General features: G+C 61.9%; 21 protein-coding genes and 2 pseudogenes. 5 read left to right on the forward strand and 18 right to left on the reverse strand.

Going from position 1 to position 20,079, the window contains the following annotated elements; all coding sequences use genetic code 11:
* Positions 1-36 precede the first annotated feature (36 nt).
* The 8 genes from tilS to ybgC form a co-directional block, all read right to left on the reverse strand.
* Positions 37-1,365: a tRNA lysidine(34) synthetase TilS gene (gene tilS / locus AAE029_RS32070; RefSeq protein ID WP_371076972.1), complete on the reverse strand. Its 1,329-nt coding sequence runs from the start codon at positions 1,363-1,365 to the stop codon at positions 37-39.
* A 10-nt stretch (positions 1,366-1,375) separates the two neighbouring features.
* On the reverse strand, positions 1,376-2,407 hold the full coding sequence (ybgF, locus tag AAE029_RS32075; protein WP_371076973.1) for a tol-pal system protein YbgF: 1,032 nt from the start codon (positions 2,405-2,407) through the stop codon (positions 1,376-1,378).
* 159 nt (positions 2,408-2,566) lie between these two features.
* Positions 2,567-3,070, reverse strand: coding sequence for a peptidoglycan-associated lipoprotein Pal (gene pal / locus AAE029_RS32080; RefSeq protein WP_371077037.1), 504 nt, complete (start codon positions 3,068-3,070; stop codon positions 2,567-2,569).
* A 194-nt stretch (positions 3,071-3,264) separates the two neighbouring features.
* Complete coding sequence (gene tolB, locus AAE029_RS32085) at positions 3,265-4,575, reverse strand: Tol-Pal system beta propeller repeat protein TolB (RefSeq protein WP_371076974.1); 1,311 nt, start codon at positions 4,573-4,575, stop codon at positions 3,265-3,267.
* 20 nt (positions 4,576-4,595) lie between these two features.
* Complete coding sequence (locus AAE029_RS32090; RefSeq protein ID WP_371076975.1) at positions 4,596-5,717, reverse strand: hypothetical protein; 1,122 nt, start codon at positions 5,715-5,717, stop codon at positions 4,596-4,598.
* Positions 5,718-5,726: 9 nt separating this feature from the next.
* Positions 5,727-6,176, reverse strand: a complete 450-nt coding sequence (gene tolR, locus AAE029_RS32095; protein WP_371076976.1) for a protein TolR — start codon at positions 6,174-6,176, stop codon at positions 5,727-5,729.
* A gap of 27 nt (positions 6,177-6,203) precedes the next feature.
* Complete coding sequence (gene tolQ, locus AAE029_RS32100) at positions 6,204-6,923, reverse strand: protein TolQ (protein ID WP_371076977.1); 720 nt, start codon at positions 6,921-6,923, stop codon at positions 6,204-6,206.
* A 560-nt stretch (positions 6,924-7,483) separates the two neighbouring features.
* Positions 7,484-7,942 (reverse strand): tol-pal system-associated acyl-CoA thioesterase, encoded by a 459-nt coding sequence (gene ybgC, locus AAE029_RS32105; protein ID WP_371076978.1) that lies wholly within the window; start codon positions 7,940-7,942, stop codon positions 7,484-7,486.
* Between the two features lie 116 nt (positions 7,943-8,058).
* Between ybgC and AAE029_RS32110 the strand changes: the two genes are divergently transcribed.
* The 3 genes from AAE029_RS32110 to AAE029_RS32120 are packed head-to-tail and all read left to right on the forward strand — an operon-like array spanning position 8,059 to position 11,029.
* Positions 8,059-9,279 (forward strand): NAD-dependent epimerase/dehydratase family protein, encoded by a 1,221-nt coding sequence (locus AAE029_RS32110; RefSeq protein ID WP_371076979.1) that lies wholly within the window; start codon positions 8,059-8,061, stop codon positions 9,277-9,279.
* Positions 9,279-10,142: a glycosyltransferase gene (locus AAE029_RS32115; protein ID WP_371077038.1), complete on the forward strand. Its 864-nt coding sequence runs from the start codon at positions 9,279-9,281 to the stop codon at positions 10,140-10,142. The genes AAE029_RS32110 and AAE029_RS32115 overlap by 1 nt, the downstream gene beginning before the upstream one ends.
* A complete protein-coding gene (locus AAE029_RS32120) occupies positions 10,139-11,029 on the forward strand; it encodes an NAD-dependent epimerase/dehydratase family protein (protein WP_371076980.1) in 891 nt (296 codons plus the stop codon). The genes AAE029_RS32115 and AAE029_RS32120 overlap by 4 nt, the downstream gene beginning before the upstream one ends.
* A gap of 234 nt (positions 11,030-11,263) precedes the next feature.
* On the opposite strand, the gene AAE029_RS32125 is transcribed toward AAE029_RS32120, so the two are convergent.
* A complete protein-coding gene (locus tag AAE029_RS32125; protein ID WP_371076981.1) occupies positions 11,264-11,824 on the reverse strand; it encodes a DinB family protein in 561 nt (186 codons plus the stop codon).
* Between the two features lie 157 nt (positions 11,825-11,981).
* On the opposite strand from AAE029_RS32125, the gene AAE029_RS32130 reads away from it, so the two are divergent.
* Positions 11,982-12,875 (forward strand): LysR family transcriptional regulator, encoded by an 894-nt coding sequence (locus AAE029_RS32130; RefSeq protein WP_371076982.1) that lies wholly within the window; start codon positions 11,982-11,984, stop codon positions 12,873-12,875.
* Here the strand turns inward: AAE029_RS32130 and AAE029_RS32135 are convergent, their stop codons facing one another.
* The 3 genes and pseudogenes from AAE029_RS32135 to AAE029_RS32145 form a co-directional block, all read right to left on the reverse strand.
* A complete protein-coding gene (locus AAE029_RS32135; protein ID WP_371076983.1) occupies positions 12,876-13,613 on the reverse strand; it encodes an SDR family oxidoreductase in 738 nt (245 codons plus the stop codon).
* Between the two features lie 223 nt (positions 13,614-13,836).
* Entirely contained in the window at positions 13,837-14,253 is a 417-nt protein-coding gene (locus AAE029_RS32140) for a nuclear transport factor 2 family protein (protein WP_371076984.1), read from the reverse strand.
* A 155-nt stretch (positions 14,254-14,408) separates the two neighbouring features.
* A pseudogene (locus AAE029_RS32145) lies at positions 14,409-15,301 on the reverse strand (alanine--tRNA ligase-related protein).
* Positions 15,302-15,556: 255 nt separating this feature from the next.
* Here AAE029_RS32145 and AAE029_RS32150 point away from each other — a divergent pair.
* On the forward strand, positions 15,557-16,408 hold the full coding sequence (locus tag AAE029_RS32150; RefSeq protein ID WP_371076985.1) for a class I SAM-dependent methyltransferase: 852 nt from the start codon (positions 15,557-15,559) through the stop codon (positions 16,406-16,408).
* Positions 16,409-16,452: 44 nt separating this feature from the next.
* Here the strand turns inward: AAE029_RS32150 and AAE029_RS32155 are convergent, their stop codons facing one another.
* From AAE029_RS32155 to ruvA, 6 genes and pseudogenes are all read right to left on the reverse strand, one after another.
* Positions 16,453-17,025, reverse strand: a complete 573-nt coding sequence (locus AAE029_RS32155) for a DUF1643 domain-containing protein (RefSeq protein ID WP_371076986.1) — start codon at positions 17,023-17,025, stop codon at positions 16,453-16,455.
* A 6-nt stretch (positions 17,026-17,031) separates the two neighbouring features.
* Positions 17,032-17,933, reverse strand: a pseudogene (locus AAE029_RS32160) (metallophosphoesterase).
* Positions 17,934-18,974, reverse strand: a complete 1,041-nt coding sequence (ruvB, locus tag AAE029_RS32165) for a Holliday junction branch migration DNA helicase RuvB (protein WP_371076987.1) — start codon at positions 18,972-18,974, stop codon at positions 17,934-17,936.
* Entirely contained in the window at positions 18,971-19,141 is a 171-nt protein-coding gene (locus tag AAE029_RS32170) for a hypothetical protein (protein ID WP_371076988.1), read from the reverse strand. Before AAE029_RS32170 ends, ruvB begins: the two co-directional genes overlap by 4 nt.
* Positions 19,138-19,398 (reverse strand): AbrB/MazE/SpoVT family DNA-binding domain-containing protein, encoded by a 261-nt coding sequence (locus AAE029_RS32175; RefSeq protein ID WP_371076989.1) that lies wholly within the window; start codon positions 19,396-19,398, stop codon positions 19,138-19,140. The genes AAE029_RS32170 and AAE029_RS32175 overlap by 4 nt, the downstream gene beginning before the upstream one ends.
* 54 nt (positions 19,399-19,452) lie before the next feature.
* Entirely contained in the window at positions 19,453-20,067 is a 615-nt protein-coding gene (gene ruvA, locus AAE029_RS32180) for a Holliday junction branch migration protein RuvA (protein ID WP_371076990.1), read from the reverse strand.
* Positions 20,068-20,079 lie beyond the last annotated feature (12 nt).

Consider the following 20,079-nt stretch of genomic DNA (forward strand, 5'->3'; position numbering starts at 1 on the left):
AACCACACTGTCAAATGCGTTTTCCGTCAATAACGCCTAAAGCGGCAAGGTCAAATAACTCTTTCTTGCGAAGACGGCCGCAACGCTATTTGCGAAGGTGAGGTCAAATCGTGTCAAAAAACGGTCGAACGGCGCCAGAACCGGCATGACCGCGACTTGTCCTTCCATCTGCGCGGAAATTTCGGCTCCCATCGCGTCCAGGATCTTCGGCTGGACAGCGGCTGCGCGCTGACGGATGCCCTTCGGAAGCGTCGCAAAAAGCGCTCCCGCTGACTCATCTCCGTCCCCGGCCTCGACACGAATGGCTGCCGCCGAACCGTTGACGATCTCGAAGCGGCCATCCCAGATGCCGCTTTGTTCGGGCTTGAGAAGAAGCGGCAAAATACTCCGGCGCTCGCGCATCAGATAAAGCCCGTTGCGCCTTAGATCGAAGACGACCCTGCCCGCCGTCATCCGCCCGGGCGTCCCCGCGGCTATAAAGGCAAGAATGCGTTGAAGTGCGTCCCGCCCCGGCGGAAAAGCCTGCCCGCCCAGGACGGCAACAAGATGCCCGAGCGCATAGGAAAGAAGTGCAGGATGGGCGACAAGCGCCTCCGGCGACAGATGGCCGACAATGCCGCCATGGAGCGTGAAGGCGGCCTCCAGCCATTCGGCGGCGGCGGTCGATAGCCGCAAGCGACGCTCGCCGCCTTCGATCGGATCCGCCGGGCTCCCCTCCTCAGCGAGCTTCCTTCGCGTGCGCACGCGCTCGTACTTCAGGTCCTCGTTGCTCGGATCTTCGATCCAGGAAATGTCCTTCTTTTGCAGAGCGGCGCGGATGGCGGCGCGGCGGCAGGAAAGAAACGGCCGCAGCACCCAGATCCGCCGATCGAAGAGGACCGCATCGGCAATGCCGACGCCGGCGCTTATCCCGCGCGTCGCGCGCATGGCAAACGTCTCCTCCTGGTCGTCGCGGGTATGCGCAGTGACGACGAGGTCGGCGCCAAGTTCCCGCGCCGCATCGGCAAGAAGGTCGTAACGGGCCTCCCGCGCGGCGGCCATGATGCCGGTTGCCGGCTTTTGTCCCTGCCAGAGACGGGTAACATGCTCAATACCGAGGCCGGCACAAAGGGCGGCGACCTGACGCGCCTCATCGGCGGAATCGGCGCGCAGGCCGTGATCGACGGTCGCGGCGCAAAGGGAAAGGCCGGGCTGGCTATGATCCTGGAGAAAAGAGGCGAGTGCGACGAGAAGCCCGGTGGAATCGCTGCCGCCCGAAACGGCGACGAGAATGCGCGCGGGTGTCTTCAGCGATGTCAGGAAAAGGCCGGCTGCCGCCTCAGGAGAGATGATCTCAGGGGAAATGATATGATGAACGGGAGTCAAGGCTGGCCGTTCAGCAGGCCAGACGCTTCTGCTCACTGGAAACCTTGGTGATGACGGCGCGCGAGGCCTTCGGATAGCGCCGCGTCACTTCCTTGAGCGTGGCGCAGGCCGTGTCCTTGTTGTCGAGGGCGGCAAGCGACATGCCGAGCTTCAGGAGCATCTCCGGCGCCTTTTCGGAGGTGCCGTATTTCTGGTGGGCATTGAGGAAGGTCTTGGCGGCCTCGTTGAACTTGCCCTGCGAGTAGAGCGCCTCGCCGAGCCAGAAATTGGCGTCGGCCGCACGCGTGCTCTTCGGATAGGAGGCAATGAACTGGCCGAACTCCTGCTCGGCGAGCGCGTAATCGCCGGAAAGCACATGGCCATAGGCCGCCTTGTAGGTGTCGTTCTCATTGCCGAGCGACGCAGTCTGCTGCGGCGCTCCCTGCTCGCTGCCCGAAAGCGGGCGGCTGGCATTGGACTGGCTGTTTCTGGTTGCACCGATGGTGTTGCCGCTCTGGTCCAACTCGATGGAGCCGAGTTCGGATGGGGGCTGGCCGAGCCCCTCCTCCTTCTGTACGTCATTGGAAGGCGCCGTCTCCATGTCCTGCGGCGCCTGGATGACTCTCGCGACATCGTCACCCTGCTGTCCGCCCGCCGGAGGCGGCACGTCGGCCTCGCTCTTGCGGGTGCCTGCCGGCGTCGCCTTGCCGCCTTTTTCGAGCTGCTGGAAGCGGAATTCATTATCCTCCTGCGTCTTGCGCAACTGCTCCTGCATCTGGAGGAGCTGATAGCTCATCTCCTCGATGCGGCCGTTGAGCTGGCGCATCTGCTCTTCCATCTGCTGAAGGCGCATCTCGGCGTCACTGCTCTGCACCTTGATAACCGGTCGGTCAAAATTTCCGCCCTGGCCCTGCGGAATTTCGACGGAGGGGCTTTCGAGGGGCCGGTCCTGAGCCGGCTTCCCGCCCAGATGCAGGCCGAAGATCGACAGCGCATAGGCCGTTCGTTCAGTACCCGCTATGGTCGCCAGACAAAGCATGCCTGCCACGACTAGTTTTCTCATATGGTTCGTCCTGTCCCTGTGATTCTTCGCGCGCGACGCGCAACAGGAGATTTTTCCAATTGCCTCCAAAAAGCAACGGAGTCTGGCCAAAGTGTGTTCAAAAAGAAAAGGCGGCCTCCGGAGAGGCCGCCTTCTGAATTCCTGAAAATTTCGCAGCGATCAGCTGCCGGCGCCACCGAGAACCGTGACGGCGCGGCGATTCTGCGACCAGCAGGAAATATCGTCGCAGACGGCGACCGGACGTTCCTTGCCGTAGGAAATCGTCTTCATGCGACCTGCCGGGACGCCGCGCGAAGCGAGATAGTCCTTGGTGGCGGCCGCACGGCGTGCGCCGAGAGCGAGGTTGTATTCGCGCGTGCCGCGTTCGTCGGCATGGCCTTCAACAGTGATCTGGTAGTTCGGATAGCGGGCGAGCCACTGTGCCTGACGGTCGAGCGTCTGGGCCGCATCGGCGCGAATCGACGACGAGTCCGTATCGAAGAAGATGCGGTCACCGACATTGACGGTGAAGTCCTGCTGCGAACCGGGCGTTGCGGCGCCACCAAGGCCGAGCTCTCCGGCGCTGTTCGGCATATTCTTCTTGGAGGCGCAGCCGGCCAGGGCCAGTCCGGCGACAAGTGCGATCATGACGGGATTACGGACAAAAGACTGCATGCGGCCCATGGCCTGAGTTGTGGTATGGCTCAACGCCGGTCTCCTTGCGAACTTCATAAGAGCAAACTTCATTAGGGTTGCTGGACTGTAACCGCGCTCGGTTAACCTGCCTTCAACAATTATGGTTAACAAAATTTTATCTTGTCCCTGAATCGCTCAATTTTCAGCACTTTGCGGCGACAAAGAGGCAAGCCTGTGAACAACTATTCCATCAGCGGAGACCATGCCGGGTCGGAAGCGTAGCCGGGCGTCTTGACGAGCTGTTCGTTGTAGCCGGTCAGATCGATCGAGTAGAGCTGCGGACCGCCCGCGCCGGCCGCCTGGCGGAAGAACATGATGACGCGCCCGTTCGGAGCCCAGGTCGGCCCTTCGTTATGGAAGCCCGTGGTCAGGATGCGCTCGCCGGTGCCGTCAGGCTTCATCACGCCGATCGAGAACTTGCCGCCGGCCTGCTTGGTGAAGGCGATGAGATCGCCGCGCGGCGACCAGACGGGCGTCGAATAGTTGCCGTCGCCGAAGGAAATGCGGGTCTGGCCGGAGCCGTCGGCGTTCATGACGTAGATCTGCGGATGGCCGCCGCGGTCGCTCTCGAAGGCGATGCGCCTGCCGTCAGGCGAATAGGAGGGCGAGGTGTCAATCGCCGCCGTCGAGGTCAGCCGCGTCGTCGTGCGCGAGCGCAGATCCATCGTATAGATGTTGGCGTTGCCTTCCTGCTGCAGGCTCATGATGACGCGCTGGCCGTCCGGCGAGAAGCGCGGCGAGAAGGTCATGCCCGGGAAGTTACCGACCACTTCGCGTTGCCCGGTTTCGAGCTGCAGCAGGTAGACGCGCGGCTGCTGGTTGGCGAAGGACATGTAGGTGACTTCCTGCCGGCTCGGCGAGAAGCGCGGCGTCAGCACGAGGTCGCTGCCATCGGTCAGCGTACGCACGTTGAAGCCATCCTGGTCCATGATGGCGAGCTGGCGCTTGCGGGCGGTCTTCGGGCCGCTCTCGGAAACGAAGACGACGCGCGTATCGAAATAACCCTCTTCGCCGGTAATCTGCTTGTAGATCGCATCGGCGATGATATGGGCGACGCGGCGCCAGTTCTCCGGCTGCGTATAGAATTGCTGGCCGGTCATCTGCGAGCCGCCGAAAGTATCCCAGAGGCGGAACTCGGCGCGAAGACGCCCGTCGCCTTCCTGGCTGACGCGGCCGGTCACCAGCGCCTGCGCATTGATGACCTTCCAGTCCTCGAAGCGCGGCTGGCTGTCCGGATTGGAAATCTTCTCGATGAAGGCCTTCCTGTCGATCGGCGCGAACAGGCCGGAACGCTGCAGGTCGGCAGCGACAACCTGCGAGATCTGCGCGCCGAGGTCGCCGTTTGAAATGAAGTCAGTGATGGCGATCGGCAGCGGTTCGATATTGCCCTTGTTGATGTTGAGTTCTACCACCGCGCTCGCGGGTGTCGCGATAGCCGCGGCCATCATGCCTGTCAGCATGAGAAGGACGCGGATCAGGGAACACTTAGTCATATCTGCCAGGCCTTTCGGGATTACATTGCGAGATCGCTGGCGTCGAAATGAACGATCATCTCATGCCAGGTATCGAATTTAGCGGGGTCAAGTTTGAACGGCGCGGATTTCAACACGGCGCGTTTGGCTCCGCCGGAAAGGGCGCTCTTGGTACCGTCATTGGCGTCACCTGAAATTTCTACTTGTGGATCGCCGATGATCGCGCCGCTCTGGTCGAGTTCAAACTTTACCGTCACCTGTACCTTATCCATATCCGTCAAGCCGGGCAGAATGTTCCAGTTGCCTCGAATAAGGCTGCGCAGTCCCTCCATCTCGTCAGCACTGAGCTTCTGCCCGCCTGTGCTCTTCTTGGCGCCGAGCGAGGCAACTTCGGTCGACCGCTTGGCGCCACCGTTTGACGGATCCTGCTTATTGAGAAGTGCGGCGATCTCGTCGGCATTGAAGTCGCTCTGCTTCGAAGACGCGGCCTTCGCCATGTCATGCTTCTGATCGTCTTTCTTCCGGTCGCTCGTCTTGTCGGCGACCTTCGGCTGATCCGGCTTCTTTTCCGGAGGCTTTTCCACCGGCTTCTGCTCCGGCGGCTTCACCTGCGGCTTGACCGCGGGAAGAGGAACATTTTCCGGGAGCGCCTCGGCATCCGGCTTTTCCTCAGGCTGGGCCTGCTCCTGCGGCTTCGTTTCCGGCTGGGGCGGCGTCGGTGTCACCTCAGGCTTGCTCTCCGGAATTGCGGCAACTTCTTTCGGGTCGGTGACATCCGTCTCTTCCTTGGATATTTCCTTGACCTCGTTCGGCACGGGATCGGTCTTGGGAAGAGGCTTCTCGGTGGCCTTCGGCGCCGCAGCGCTTTCGTTGTCGTTAGGCTTGGCGTTCGGCACCGGCGGTGTCTTCACGTCAACCTTGTTGTCGCCCATGTTCTCGGCTTTTTCGACTTCGGTCGGGCGCGTCGTCGGCTTCGGAGCCGGCTTCTCCTTGGGCGGTGCCTTCTGGTCGCCCTGAGCAGAGAGCGAATCAGCCGAAACGATATCGACCGGCATCGCCTCGGTGTCCTCGACCTTGAAAGACTCCGGCGCCCCAATAGTCACCAGTGCCCAGGTGAGCACCAGGCCGTGCAGAACAGCAGATGTGACGACGCTGGACCTCATCTTTCTTCGCTACTGGTCCTTCTTCTGCTGCGTCACCAGGCCGATATTCTTGTAGCCCGCCTCTTGGATGCGGGCCATGACGTCGGCGATCACGCCGTAGGGCGCGGTCGCATCGCCGCGCACGAAGATGCGCTCGTTATAGCCGGTCGTCGCGATCGCCTGCAGCTTGCCGGCCACTTCCGCGACCGGGATCGGCGTTTCCTGCAGGTAGACCTCGCCGTCCGCCTTCACCGAAATGGTGATCGGTTGCGTATCGGCGTTGAGGGCCTTGGCCTGGGTTTGCGGCAGGTCGATCGGCACGCCGACCGTCATCATCGGTGCCGCCACCATGAAGATGATGAGCAGCACCAGCATGACGTCGACGAGCGGCGTCACGTTGATCTCGGATACCAGCGCCTTCCGGCTGCCGCGACGACGACGCCCGCCGCCATCGCTATTGCCACCAACAGACATTCCCATGGGTTCTACTCCGGTTCCGTCCGTGACTTACTGCGCGGCCTGACGCGGCTGCAGCTTCTCGTCGATCTGGCGCGAAAGGATGGCGGAGAATTCGTCCGCGAAACCTTCCATGCGCGCCGAGAGCTTGGCCGCATCGGCAGAGAACTTGTTGTAGGCGATAACCGCCGGGATAGCGGCGACGAGGCCGATTGCCGTCGCAAGCAATGCTTCCGCGATACCGGGAGCAACCACCGCGAGGTTGGTCGACTTCGAACCGGCGATCGCCTGGAACGAGGTCATGATACCGACGACGGTACCGAAGAGGCCGATGAAGGGCCCCGCCGAGCCAATGGTCGCGAGCGAGCCGAGACGGGCGCTCAGAAATTCCGACTCACGCGCAAGCGTGACGTCCATGGCGCGGTCGATGCGCATCTGCAGGCCGATCGGCGAACGGGCGCCGCGCTCGAAGGATTTCTTCCATTCGCGCATGGCCGAGACGAAGATGGCGCTGAGACCCGTATTCGTGCGCTCGGAGAGCGTGCGATAGAGCTCTTCGAGCGACTGTCCGGACCAGAACACCTGCTCGAACTTGTCGAACTGCCGACGGGCTCTGCCGAAGGCCAGGTATTTGTCGATGACGATCGCCCATGTCCAGACCGATGCCGCGATAAGCCCGAGCATGACCAGTTTAACGACCAGGCCCGCTTGCATGAACAGCGACCAGAGGGTCACGTCGGCCGTTGCTGCTGCCAATCCAACTTGTTCCATAGATCCAAAATCCCCGAATCCAAACGCCCGGTGCAGGACCGGGCGGCATGAAGTGATTTCGCAAGAAATGTCCGGCAGCCGCCGCTGAACGCCCTGGTCAAGCCTCCAAGCTCTTGTGCCTTCTCTTGCCGTCAAATTTGGTCAAAGGAAGGCGTGCACCGCACAATCTGTGACTTAGTCACCATGACACTATTAAGAGTAATATGGTTAAGGGAAGGTTAGTGTCTCAATATGACAGGATTACAGTGGCGGATATTTTGGCCATGGAGTTGCTCGACCGGACCTTCTCCGGCGTCGGCGCGGCGCATGACTTGCAGCGCGAAAATTCCTTCACATGAAATTCAAGTTTTTACAAGCCTGCATTTTGAGCGGGTGTGATTTGCCCCTCACCCTAGCCCTCTCCCCGCAAGCGGGGCGAGGGGACGATCGAGCAAGTGGTTAGATCAATGCCTCAGTGAGGGACGACGGAGGCTTCAACTCCCCCTTCGCCCCGCCTGCGGGGAGAAGGTGGCCCGAAGGGTCGGATGAGGGGCTTTCGCCGCACATCAAAAAAACCCGTTTCAGGCCCCCGCTTCCGACGCTACCAGCATCTGCCGGGCGAGCGCCTCCGGCAGCCGGCGTGGGCGTCCCTTGGCGTTGATGACGGCAATGATAACCTTGGCGGCGATCAGCGGCGTATCGCCGCGGCGGATTTCCTGTGACAGCACCATCTTGGCGCCGCCTGCCTTTTCCGTCACCGTGCGGATTTCCAGGATGTCGTCCATCCGCGCGGGGCTGCGGAAATCGATCTCCATCCGATGGACGACGAAGACGAGACCCTCCTCGTCGGCGGTGATCAGTTCGCGTTGCTCGACGCCGAGACACCGTAGATAGTCGGTGCGACCGCGCTCGAGGAAGTGCAGATAGCGCGCGTGATAGACCAGCCCGGAAAAGTCGGTGTCCTCGTAATAGACCCGTTGCATCAGGCGATGGCCGCCTTCGGTCAACTCTCCCGAGATCGGAAATAGCGCACTGTTCATCTGTTTCTCCACTGTCGCCGCGTCTCTTTGGCGCAAGACTGATTGACAGGCAAGCGTTGAACAATTGTCATAATTCCTAATTATTCCCGACAGTGATACCGACAGGAGATGAAGTCATGAAGATTGCGGTAATGGGCGGCGACGGTTTCATCGGTTGGCCAACATCGCTGCATCTCTCCGACGCGGGTCACGAGATCCACATCCTCGACAATCTTTCCCGTCGCTGGATCGACACCGAACTCGGCGTGCAGTCATTGACGCCGATGGATTCCATCCAGGAGCGCACGCGCATCTGGCATGCAGAGACCGGCCGCCGCATCCATTTCAACCTGATCGACCTCGCCAAGGACTACGAGCTTCTGAAGAAGTGGCTCGCCGAGCACCGGCCGGATGCGATCGTCCATTTCGCCGAGCAGCGCGCCGCGCCCTACTCGATGAAGAGCGACCGCCACAAGAACTACACCGTCAACAACAATGTCAGCGCCACGCACAATCTGCTGAATGCGCTCGTCGAGCTCAATCTCGACGCCCATCTCGTCCATCTCGGCACCATGGGCGTCTACGGCTACTCGACCGTGGGGGCCGCCATTCCGGAGGGCTACCTGCCCGTCGGTATCGAGACCGAGGATGGCCGTACCGTGAGCCAGGAAATTCTTTATCCGGCTAATCCCGGCTCCATCTACCACATGACCAAGTGCCTCGATCAGCTGCTCTTCCAGTTCTATGCCAAAAATGACGGCCTCAGGATCACCGACCTGCATCAGGGCATCGTCTGGGGCACGCATACGGAGCAGACGCGCCGCCACACGCAGCTCATCAATCGCTTCGACTATGACGGCGACTATGGCACGGTGCTGAACCGTTTCCTGATCCAGGCGGCGATCGGCTATCCACTGACCGTGCACGGCACCGGCGGTCAGACCCGCGCCTTCATCCACATCCAGGATTCGGTGCGCTGCATCGAGCTGGCGCTGAAGAACCCGCCGGCACGCGGCACCCGCGTCGAGATCTTCAACCAGATGACGGAAACGCATCGCGTGCGCGATCTTGCCGAAATGATCGCGAAGATGAGCGGGTCGGACATCGTCTGGCTGCCCAACCCGCGCAAGGAGGCGGCGGAAAACGAGCTCGTCGTGAAGAATGCGAAATTCCTTGATCTCGGCCTCAATCCGACCACCCTGCAGGCGGGCCTGCTCAGCGAGATCGTTGACGTCGCCCGGAAATACGCCTATCGCGTCGATCGTTCGCGTGTGCCTGCCGTCTCTGCCTGGACGAAGGACATCGCCGCGACGATCAATCACGATCCCGAAGGCAAACGTTTGAAATCCGTGTCATGATGATTGGCAGCGAAATGCTTGAAGGCGTTCGCGCCCGCACCAGCCCGCAGGCGCGACAGGCCTTCGTCACCCTTGTCACCAATGGCGACTATGCCACGGGAGCGCTGGCGCTCGCCCGCTCGATCTTCCTGACGGCGACCAGAGCCGATGTCGTCGTGCTCTATACCGGTGGCGTCGACGACGCTGATCTGATGCCGCTCGAAGCGCTTGGCTGCCGGATGGTCGAAGTCGGACACCTGCCGCTGTCAGACGAATTCAACGAGCGCCACGCGCGCGGCAATCTGCATGGCCTTGCCCCCTTCACCAAGGGCCGCAAGCCGGTCTTCCATTCGCCGCTCGACAATTTCTGCAAGCTCAGGCTCTGGCAATTGATCGAATACGATACCTGCGTCTTCATCGACGCCGATGCGCTCGTGCTCAGGAACGTCGACCGGCTCTTCGACTATCCTGAATTTTCGGCCGCACCCAACGTCTACGAAAGCCTTGCCGACTTCCACCGGATGAATTCCGGCGTCTTCGTCGCCAAGCCCTCGCTTTCGACCTTCAAGACGATGCTGCGCTCCCTCGACCAGCCGGGCGCCTTCTGGCGGCGGACGGACCAGACCTTCCTCCAGACCTTCTTCCCGGATTGGCACGGCCTGCCGATCTTCATGAACATGCTGCAATATGTCTGGTTCAATATGCCGGAACTCTGGGACTGGCAGAGCATATCCATCCTGCACTACCAGTATGAGAAGCCCTGGGAGAAGGATCATCCGAAGGCCGAGCGGCTGCAGCCATTGATTGATCTCTGGCACCGCTTCCACGCCGGCAAGGACGTGCCGGATGTCGCAAGTTTCATTAATCCGAAAGAGGCCGCATGAGGATACTGGTATCCGGGGGAACGGGCCTCGTCGGACGCTATATCGTCGAGGACCTGCTTTCCGCCGGCTATCAGGTGACGGTGGGCGGCCGTAATGCGCCCTCGCCCGTCCTCTTTTCGCATCCCGTCCAGTTCGTACCCCTGTCGCTCGACCCTGGCATCGACCAGATCGCCGCTTTCGACGAGGCCTATTTCTTCGTGCACGCCGCCTTCGATCACCTGCCCGGAAAATACCGCGGCGGTGAGGGCGGCGATCCCGACGGCTTCCGTCGCCTCAACCTCGAAGGCTCGGTCAAGCTCTTCGAGACGGCCAAGCGCGCCGGCACCCGCCGCTCGGTCTTTCTTTCCAGCCGCGCAGTCTATGGCGAACAGCCGCCAGGCACGATGCTCGCCGAGACGACAGCGCCGAAGCCGGAAACGCTCTACGGACAGGTGAAGCTCGACGCCGAAAGGGCGCTCGCGGACCTCGCCGCCCCCGGCTTTGCCACCGCCAGCCTCAGGCTGACCGGCGTCTACGGCGATCTGCGCCCCAACAAGTGGGGCGATCTTTTCGCCGATTATCTTGCCGGCCGGCAGGTGCCGTCGCGCGCCGGGACCGAAGTGCACGGCCGCGATGCGGCCCGCGCGGTGCGGCTGATGCTGGAAACAGAAAGCGCCCGCATCAGCGGCGAGGTCTTCAACGTTTCGGACATCCTCACCGACACGCACGATATCCTGGCCGTGATCCGGCGGGAGGCAGCCTGTCCGCATCCCCTTCCAGCGCCTGCCGACCGCGCTCGCGTGAACGTCATGGCGACGGAAAAAATCTCCGCCCTCGGCTGGACCGGAGGCGGGCTGGAGTTGCTTAAGGAAACGCTTTCCGCCCTTGCTCGGGACCTGCGACCTTAGAGACGGATGTCGCTGAAAGGGCCCCTCACCCTAGCCCTCTCCCCGCAAGCGGGGCGAGGGAACGATCGAGCAAGCGGCGCCTACGAACCAACCGCCGCCGTGAGGGACGACGGAGGGCGCGACTCCCCCTTCGCCCCGCCTGCGGGGAGAAGGTGCCCGAAGGGCAGATGAGGGGCTTTCACCGCACTCCAATTTCGATCCATAACGTCGGATTCGTTGAGAGTTTTCCCCACCCTAACCCATGATCTTTTCTTCGCTCCAGCCCATTGCCGCGAGTTCCTCGGTGCGGAATCTGCCATCGTCGGCGACAATGAATTCGTCGAGCTGCGGCGGCTTCACGGTGGTTCCGGCCATCATGGCATGAACCTGCCCGCGATGATGCGTCTGATGCTGGAACAGGTGGCCGAGCACATCCTCCCTCCGCTCCTCCTGGATGCGGCTGATGCGGTTCAGCGCCACGGTGGCGGAAAGCTTCTCCGGTGTCAGCGCCTCGCAGACCGCGACCAGCCGCCGGTCGACCTTGGCCTGCTCGGCGGCGAGGGCGTCGATCGTCTCGCATGGTTCTTCCACCGCCCAGGCCTTCGGCCCGAGCGTACCGCCCTCCAATCCGTCGACATAGAACCAGTCGACCGTCAGGATATGGTTGAGCGTTGCCTTGATGGAGGGAAAGAAACTGGTGCGCGGCGCTTCGAATTCGCCCTCGCGCAGGCGGGCGCAGGCCTGATGCAGGCGAAAATTCGCAAGCGCATTGTTATAGGCAAGCTTGCGAAATGCGCGGCAAGGATCGGACAGCATGGCTGATCTCCCCAATTCGGAAGCCGATAAGGTTAGCCCCGGCGACCTCCTGCGGCAAGGCGCTTGACGTGAAGTCCCGGCTGATGGGAGAACTCGAAACAGGAGCGCTCCACCTATCGCCCATGGCTTTCGACTGGCGCCGTTTGGATTGGCAGCAATGCATCTTCGACAGCTCAAAACCTTCCTTGCCGTAGCGCGGACCGGCAACGTGACACGGGCGGCGGCCGAGCTTCATCTGTCGCAATCGGCCGTAAGCGACCAGCTCCAGGCACTGGAAACCGATCTCGCCGCCACCCTGTTCGAGCGCTCGAACCGCGGTCTGACGCTGACCACGGCCGGAGACACGCTCAGGACCTATGCCGTCGAACTTCTGGCATTGGCGGAAGATGCACGTTCCGCGGTCGCCGATGCCGCCGGTGCGACGGGCGCGACGCTTACCATCGGAGCACTGGAAACCATCGCCGCGGCGAGGCTTCCGGCATTCATGGCCGCCTTTAGCCGCAGCCATCCGGCAATATTCCTGCAGGTGAAGATCGCCGGAAGCGGCGAACTACGCAGAAAAATCGAGGATGGCGAAATCGATCTCGGATTTGCCTTCTCAAACGGGACACGCTCGAATCGGCTGGTCAGCGTCAGGATCGCCGACGAACCGCTGGTCCTGATCACGCCGCCTGGAGGAAAATCGGCGCGCCGCCCGGCGCCCACCGTGGACGATCTTACATCGGAACCCTTCATCGCCACCGAAACCGGATGCGTCTATCGCCACCTGTTCGACCGGGCTTTCGCCGAGGCGGAAATCGCTCCGCCCAGGCTTGTTGCTGAAGTCGACAGTATCGGCACGATCTGCCGCCTGGTGGCAAATGGGGCCGGCAACGGCCTTGTCCCGCGTCTTGCGGCCGCCGAAGCCGTAGAGCGCGGCGACGTGGTCGAGAAGCCATGGCCGGGGGGCATCCAGCGGGCCGCCCTTCACATGATCTGGCGCCGCAGACGCGTTCAGCCCCCGGGGCTCAGATCCCTGATCGATGCGGCAAAAGTCGGGCTGGAAAGCTAGCTAGATCAGGCGGTGGCCGCCTTCGACGTGCAGGACGGTTCCTGTCGTAAAGCCGTTGCTCATCAGGAAGGCGATTGCATCCGCAATGTCATCCGCCTGCCCTATCCGGCCGACCGGAAGTCTTTTGGCCATCGCCTCCAGCCGCTCATCCTTGGCATCGCCGGCCACGAACGTCCAGATCGGCGTATCCACCCATCCCGGCGACACGGCGTTCACCCGGATAGGCGCGAGCTCCACAGCGAGCGCCCGCACCAACCCTTCAAGGGCCGCATTGATGGTGGCGACCGCAGCACCCCTTGCCAGCGGCCGATAGGCGGCAATGCCGGAGGTAAACGTGATGGAGCCCGATCGCGAAAGCCGCGGCACGCCATGCTTCGCAAGCAGGATGGGTCCGAGGACCTTGCTTTCCAGCGCGCGCTGCACGGCCGCCAAGGCAAGGTCTGGAAGAAGCTCGTAAGCACCGTCGATGTCTGCGGCAGTGCTGACGATGTGATCGAGCTCACCGACCTCACCGAACAACCGCGCGACCTGCTCCTCCTTGGAAATATCCGCCGCGCATATCCGCACGCGTTCCGGATCCGGCAGCCTGTTCCTTGCCGCGGACAACCGCTCGCCGCTGCGGCCGACGATCGTCACCTCGGCGCCTTCCTTGAGCATGCGCGCGGCAAGCGCCTCGCCCATGCCCGAGCTGCCGCCTGCGATAAGGACTCTCTTCGTTACGCCCGTTGCATGATTCATCTTCTGTCTCCACTGTCGTTAGCGCATAGCCCCGAAAATCGGAATCGATTTTCGGAAAGGTCTATGCGCCGATTCAAAGTTGTAGAGCGTCCTTAGCGCGTCCAATCGGACGCGCGGCGCTCTACGACGGAGCAGAAGCACACAACGTTCGGGGCAAGGGAAACGGGAAGTATCGATAGCATCATCGGATTTTCCGATGATGTAGGACAGTCAGCCGGTCCCGTCAGGTGTCGAACAGACCGATCGTATCCGCCACCAGCAGCGTATCGACGAATTCGAGATAGTCGACCACCAGCCCGTTTCGGAAGGTCAGCTTGTCCAGAAGCTCGGTGGGCGTCACCTCGCCGGACGGAATGAAGCGGATCTCTCCCGTGCGGTGAACGAAGACAGTGTCTCCGTCGACATGAAGGCTGGTGATCCTGACGTTGGAAAGATCCCAGGTGTCGACCAGCGTCGTCACCGCTTCACGTAAGGCGGCCTGCCCGTCGACCTGCTGTGTTATCGAGCCGAGTTTGTCGCTTCCGGCGATCCGGAAGCGGCAGGCCGGATCGAAGAGTGCCATCATGGCATCGATGTCGCCCTTGTCTCGGGCCCGATAGAACTCACGAATGGTATTTTCGAGTTGCTCTCGATCACTCATGGCAGATCTCCCCCTTTGCCGCACAGTCTGCGCCCGGATGGGGAGCGATGCAATCGGTTGCAGCCGGAGGCCGGTCAGTCGCGGCACACCCACTTCTGCGTCGTTCCGCCGGAAAGGCCCCACTCCGGATTGGAGTGAGGCTATTGCAGAAAGCGTCAGTCTATGTCTGACCTGCCGGCCGTGAGAGCCTCGTCGGTCGCATCGATGCTATCCAACTCCGTGACGTCGATGCCGTGTGTGTCAAACCACCATTGCGCCGGCTTGTCGGGATGCCGAGGCTTCAATCGGGTATATCGCTCGCGCAGCCGTTCCTGCCGCCGAAGCTCGTCCCTGAAGAACGGATGATCGAGATGACCGCCGGAAACCGCCAGTCGCCGCAGTAGTTTCCGCAGCACATAGCCCTGCTCCTTGTTTCCCGGGCGATAGCCGCTGGCGATGATGGTCTCGATCGCCTCGACCAGGATCGTTTCAGGACTTGCGGGCGGCGTGCCGTTGACCAGCATGTCCAGACGCTCGAGCCCGAACCCGGCGTCGATGCAGGTTCCAAGCGGGTTGACGATGTTCCCGATCTCGACGCCATTCCGGTAGAACTCCGTGCAATAACCCTCGACGTTCCCGTCGCTCCAGGTGCATTCCGGGTCCGCAACGATGGGAGCCGATCGCGGTAGAGCGGCTCCCAATCTGAGAGCTTGTCGGGATGGATCGTCACGTGATCGGGCCGGGCGCCGATCCGGTCGAGAAACGCGAGCCAGAGATCGATTGCTTCGCTCACCGTCATCTGCCGGAAGGAGAAGAGCCCAACCATGTTGAAGTGGAGAAAATGCGTGCCGTCTCCGATCTCATCGAGATCGCCAAGCCGCAGGCAAGGCTGAAGATTGGCAAAGGTCCCGCAATAGGCGGGGTCGGAGAAAAGCGGCTTGAACTGCTGCATTCCGGCACTACAGAAGAGGGTAGTGCTATCAAAGGGCCGAACCGACCGGCTCAGCGAGAAATCAATACCACGATCCTGACAGAAATCCTGGTACTGGCGGATCAGGCGTCCCGCGATGACATAGGCAACCTCCTATTGTTTGAAGACGCCTTAAAGTAGTGATCGGTGCTCCCGATTGCAAGCTCGCTTGACCGGCTGCCGCCGCCGTCATACGCTTCCGCAGGCCATGCTCATGACTAGATGCGCCGCGCGTTAAATTGCACGCGTCAAGGGCGCTCTATCACTTTGAATCCGCGCATGATCCTTTCTGAAAATCGATTCCGATTTCGGGATCATGCGCCAGGAAAGGCAGTCACGAGAGGAGGCGCGGCCATGGATATGTCGAGCAGCAGTCAGGTCAGAAATGATGTGCCGTATATTCTCGCACATTCAGAACGCGAAATAGCACGTCTCAAGCATCAGGCAGATATCATCAATCCAATCACGAAACGGATCCTTCTTTCAGCCGGAATAGGTTCCGGCATGCGCGTTCTCGATGTTGGCTGCGGCGGAGGCGACGTGACCTGCCTCGTCTCCGAGATGGTCGGCAACAAGGGCAGGGTCGTCGGCGTGGATCGCTCGCCCGAAGCGGTGGACGCCGCCAGGCGTCGCGCGGCGGCTCACAGCCTTCACAACGTCAGCTTCCTTGAAGGCGATCCCGCAATGCTTGCCTTCGACCGCCCCTTCGATGCGGTGATCGGCCGTTACGTGCTGATGTTCCAGTCCAACCCGACGATCATGCTGCGAGCGCTGGTCCGCCATCTTCAGCCCGGAGGACTGATCGTGTTCCACGAGCCGGACTGGGCCGGCTGCACGTCCAGTCCGCCGGCGCCGATCTACGATCAATGCTGCCGCTGGATCGTGGAGACCTTCCGGCGCTGCGGGATCGAAACCCGCATGGGCATCAAGCTCGAATCGGCCTTTCGCGCGGCTGGCCTCGCCGCGCCCGCCATGCATTTGGAGGCGGTCGTCGGGGGAACCAGGGGCGGTTCGGATTGGCTGCACCAGACGGTCGAACTCGTCGCCACCATGCTGCCGGACATGGAGAAGCAAGGTGTCGTAACGGCAGCCGAGGTCGACATCGACACGCTCGAAGAGCGGATGCAGCACGAAATCGCAACCGACAGCGTGATCGTGAGCCGCTTCGAGGTCGGCGCCTGGTCGCATATTGCGCCCATGCACTGATCGGTGCGCGGACAAGCAATAGGTGCCGCCTCGCCCGGCGGGAGTTATCCACGCCACTCCACCAAAGGTGCCTCGCCCGGGACATAAAGCGAATGTCTCGGGCTTCCATCCCGGTTTGTGCCGAAACACATGAGCCGATGCCCGGCAGCCCTCAGATGATCCGCGACCATCCGACCGTAGGGCGCAAGCACCTTGTCCAGCCGGCCATGGCAGAGGATGATTAGCTCCGCCCTCGCCGCCTCCTCCAGGATCACCGCGAGGTTGCGCTCGGAAGCCGGCACGACACCGAACTTGCGAAAGTCGGATGGAAAGGTCGCGCGGTAGTCGACGGTATTGCACTTCACCAGGCCGTCAAAGCCTTCGCGCTCGGCAAAGCGCCAATCACGCGTCAGCGTCGGGTCGTCGACATCGGCCGCCGCTGCACTCGGATTCATCCCGATCGATAGCATGAAACGGGTCGGGAACGCCGGCCCTTTCCAGCGGCGAAGCCGGGGCCGGTAGCAATTCATCGGTCCCCAGAATTCGGCATCGCCGCTGACACCCGCCGGCAGCGAGACCATTCGCCTGCCGCCGGGATCGTGATCGATCGCTTCGAACACCGATGGATCCTGTCGCATGGCGGCCTATCCGAGATCGATCACCACGATTTCCGGCGGGCAGCCGAAGCGGACGGGAGCGATCGAACAGCCGAGTCCGCCGGAAATGATAATATCCCTGCCGTCCTCCACGACATGGCCATAGGCGTAGCGGTCGCCGTAGCGAGAGGGAACCATCGGCGCATAATCGAGCAGGCGGACCTGTCCGCCATGGGTGTCCCGGAGAGCGTCAGCGATACCCGCTTCGGCACGTCGGGGAAGATGTCCGGCTCGTGCGCGAGCAGGATCACCGGCGCGTCGTCCGTCACTTGCGCCAGCGTTCCATCAAGGTCGGCGAGCCCCGTCGTGCGTGTCCGGTTCCATTTCCTGCCGGGCAGCAGTGCGAGCTGGTCCTCCAGACCCGCCAGCCAGAAACCATAACCGTCCTTTTCCAGGCGAACGGAGCGGTTGGAGTAAACCGGGATACCGACGGCTTTCAGCGCCCTGTGGCCGAAGGTTTCGCCGCCGCCATTCGCCTGTGCCGTTCTGTCCTCCCACCAATCATGATTGCCCATGACGGCATGAACGCCGAGCGGCGCCTTCAGCGTGGAAAGCGCCTCGGACCATTCGCTGGAATGAACATATCGGGTAACAAGATTCATGCCGGAGACATAGTCGCCGAGCAGCAGGATGACATCACCGCCGAGCGCATTAGCGCGGGCGCAGACGGAACGGATGCGATCGGCCGACATCCAGGGTTCGCAGGCGTGAAAATCGGCAAGCACGACGAGGCGGAGATTGAGACCGGGAGTCCAGCCCGGCGGTGTCAGCCTGTATCGGGTGATGTCGAGCCGCCCGAGCGGCTCGTAGGCGAAGGCGTAGCCGCAAAGCGTCGCGAAACTTGCGACGCTGCCACCCAGAAGCTTCAGGACGCCGCGCCGCGTGATCACTCAATCATCCTCCTGGAACAGGCGGAACTGCGCGGCCTCCAGGTCCTTGGGCGGCTGCATGCCGAGATGCTTCCACGCGTTTGCGGTCAGCATCCGGCCGCGCGGCGTGCGCTGGATGAAGCCCTGCTGGATCATGTAAGGCTCGATGATATCCTCGATCGCGTCGCGCGGCTCGGAGAGACCGGCTGCGATCGTCTCGATGCCAACAGGGCCGCCGCCGAAATTGACCGCGATCATGTTGAGATAGCGCTTGTCGAGCTGGTCGAGGCCCATATTGTCGACCAAGAGGCGGGTCAACGCCTCATCCGCGATCTCGCGCGTCACCGCTTCGGCCTTTGCCACTTCCGCGAAGTCGCGCACGCGGCGCAAAAGGCGCCCGGCGATACGCGGCGTGCCGCGGGCGCGCCTTGCGATCTCGCGCGCGCCGTCGTCGGTCATCGGCAGACCCATCAGCCGCGCGCCGCGGCGCACGATCAGCTCCAGTTCCTCGACGGTGTAGAAGCTGAGGCGCACGGGAATGCCGAAACGGTCGCGCAGCGGCGTGGTCAGCAGCCCCAAGCGGGTGGTGGCGGCAACGAGCGTGAATTTCGACAGGTCGATCTTGACCGAACGCGCCGCCGGACCTTCCCCGATGATGAGATCGAGCTGGAAATCCTCCATGGCCGGATAGAGAATTTCCTCGACAGCCGGATTGAGCCGGTGGATCTCATCGATGAAGAGCACGTCGCGCTCTTCGAGATTGGTGAGAAGTGCGGCCAGATCCCCGGCCTTGGCGATGACAGGCCCGGAGGTCGAGCGGAAGTTGACGCCGAGCTCCTTTGCCATGATCTGCGCCAGCGTCGTCTTGCCGAGCCCGGGCGGGCCGACGAAGAGCACATGGTCCAGCGCCTCGCCGCGGTTCCTGGCGGCCTCGATGAAAACCTTGAGATTGGCGCGCGCCTCTGCCTGGCCGGTGAATTCGTCCAGCGACTGGGGACGCAGGGTGAGATCCAGGTCTTCGCCGCGCTTTTCCGACGATATCAATCTGGCGGCTTCGCTCATGTCAGAAGTTCCATTCCGGGAATATGCTTTGCGGCCTTCTCATCGAAGGTCATGGTGGAGGCACAACCCGCGTTGCGGTTGCGCAATGCTATGAAGATATCGGCGAATTCGCCCTGCGACACCGCCATTTCGGGGGCTTTCTCGATATTGGTATCAATCCAATTCATTTCTTGCCCATAACACGATCGGCGATGGCTTTGCCGATGACTTCATCCATCTCCTCGATCGAAATCGCGGCCCGGCTTGGATCGTGGAATTTTCCTATAAGATCGATCGCCCGCTTGTTCTTAGCCTTCATGATGATCTCACCATTGCGGTTCACGTAGCGGATCTTATCGCCGGGCTTCAGCTTCAGGATCTCGCGGACCTCGGCCGGCACGATTGTCTGCCCCTCGGAGGCCATCGTTCCGTAATAAATACTCATGCCTTTTCCTCCTTACAATTCGAGGAAGGTAAGAAAAATAATTTTTGCAAGGAATCATCGCGCCAATTCCTTCAACCCGAGCCGGATCAGCTTTGCGCTGTCTGCCCCCTCGCCGGCCGTCTTCACCGCCGCCGCCACGGCATTGGCCGCCTGATCGCGCGAATAGCCGAGATTGGTCAGCGCCGAGACCGCGTCGGCGACCGGCGCCGAAGCCACGCCCTCGCCGATCTCCTGCTTGAGGGCAATGTTGATGGCCTCGCCGGCATAGGCAGGAGCCTTGTTCTTCAATTCGGTGACGATGCGCATCGCAACCTTCGGCCCGACGCCGGGCGCCCGTGATACCGCCGTGCGGTCCTGCAACGCGATCGCATTGGCAAGTTCCGGCGGGGTCAGCGTCGAAAGCACGGCAAGCGCCACCTTTGCCCCGACCCCCTGCACGCTCTGCAGCAGGTTGAACCATTCGCGTTCCAGCACCGTCATGAAGCCGAAGAGCTTGAATTGGTCCTCGCGCACATAGGTCTCGATGAAAAGGACGCAGACCTCGCCGGCCGAGCCGAGCTTCGACAGCGTTCGCGCCGAACAGAAGGCGACATAGCAGACGCCGTGCACGTCGACCAACACATGGTCTTCGCCGATTTCCTCGATTGTGCCTTTGAGCTTGCCGATCATGAACAGGATCCG

Source organism: Sinorhizobium sp. CB7 (genome assembly GCF_041357635.1).
Lineage (GTDB): Bacteria > Pseudomonadota > Alphaproteobacteria > Rhizobiales > Rhizobiaceae > Rhizobium.

Coding starts and splice junctions, on each gene's coding strand:
- ybgF (WP_371076973.1), bottom strand. CDS start 2,407: ATGAGAAAACTAGTCGTGGCAGGCATGCTTTGTCTGGCGACCATAGCG.
- pal (WP_371077037.1), bottom strand. CDS start 3,070: ATGGGCCGCATGCAGTCTTTTGTCCGTAATCCCGTCATGATCGCACTT.
- tolB (WP_371076974.1), bottom strand. CDS start 4,575: ATGACTAAGTGTTCCCTGATCCGCGTCCTTCTCATGCTGACAGGCATG.
- AAE029_RS32090 (WP_371076975.1), bottom strand. CDS start 5,717: ATGAGGTCCAGCGTCGTCACATCTGCTGTTCTGCACGGCCTGGTGCTC.
- tolR (WP_371076976.1), bottom strand. CDS start 6,176: ATGGGAATGTCTGTTGGTGGCAATAGCGATGGCGGCGGGCGTCGTCGT.
- tolQ (WP_371076977.1), bottom strand. CDS start 6,923: ATGGAACAAGTTGGATTGGCAGCAGCAACGGCCGACGTGACCCTCTGG.
- ybgC (WP_371076978.1), bottom strand. CDS start 7,942: ATGAACAGTGCGCTATTTCCGATCTCGGGAGAGTTGACCGAAGGCGGC.
- AAE029_RS32110 (WP_371076979.1), top strand. CDS start 8,059: ATGAAGATTGCGGTAATGGGCGGCGACGGTTTCATCGGTTGGCCAACA.
- AAE029_RS32115 (WP_371077038.1), top strand. CDS start 9,279: ATGATTGGCAGCGAAATGCTTGAAGGCGTTCGCGCCCGCACCAGCCCG.
- AAE029_RS32120 (WP_371076980.1), top strand. CDS start 10,139: ATGAGGATACTGGTATCCGGGGGAACGGGCCTCGTCGGACGCTATATC.
- AAE029_RS32125 (WP_371076981.1), bottom strand. CDS start 11,824: ATGCTGTCCGATCCTTGCCGCGCATTTCGCAAGCTTGCCTATAACAAT.
- AAE029_RS32130 (WP_371076982.1), top strand. CDS start 11,982: ATGCATCTTCGACAGCTCAAAACCTTCCTTGCCGTAGCGCGGACCGGC.
- AAE029_RS32135 (WP_371076983.1), bottom strand. CDS start 13,613: ATGAATCATGCAACGGGCGTAACGAAGAGAGTCCTTATCGCAGGCGGC.
- AAE029_RS32140 (WP_371076984.1), bottom strand. CDS start 14,253: ATGAGTGATCGAGAGCAACTCGAAAATACCATTCGTGAGTTCTATCGG.
- AAE029_RS32150 (WP_371076985.1), top strand. CDS start 15,557: ATGGATATGTCGAGCAGCAGTCAGGTCAGAAATGATGTGCCGTATATT.
- AAE029_RS32155 (WP_371076986.1), bottom strand. CDS start 17,025: ATGCGACAGGATCCATCGGTGTTCGAAGCGATCGATCACGATCCCGGC.
- ruvB (WP_371076987.1), bottom strand. CDS start 18,974: ATGAGCGAAGCCGCCAGATTGATATCGTCGGAAAAGCGCGGCGAAGAC.
- AAE029_RS32170 (WP_371076988.1), bottom strand. CDS start 19,141: ATGAATTGGATTGATACCAATATCGAGAAAGCCCCCGAAATGGCGGTG.
- AAE029_RS32175 (WP_371076989.1), bottom strand. CDS start 19,398: ATGAGTATTTATTACGGAACGATGGCCTCCGAGGGGCAGACAATCGTG.
- ruvA (WP_371076990.1), bottom strand. CDS start 20,067: ATGATCGGCAAGCTCAAAGGCACAATCGAGGAAATCGGCGAAGACCAT.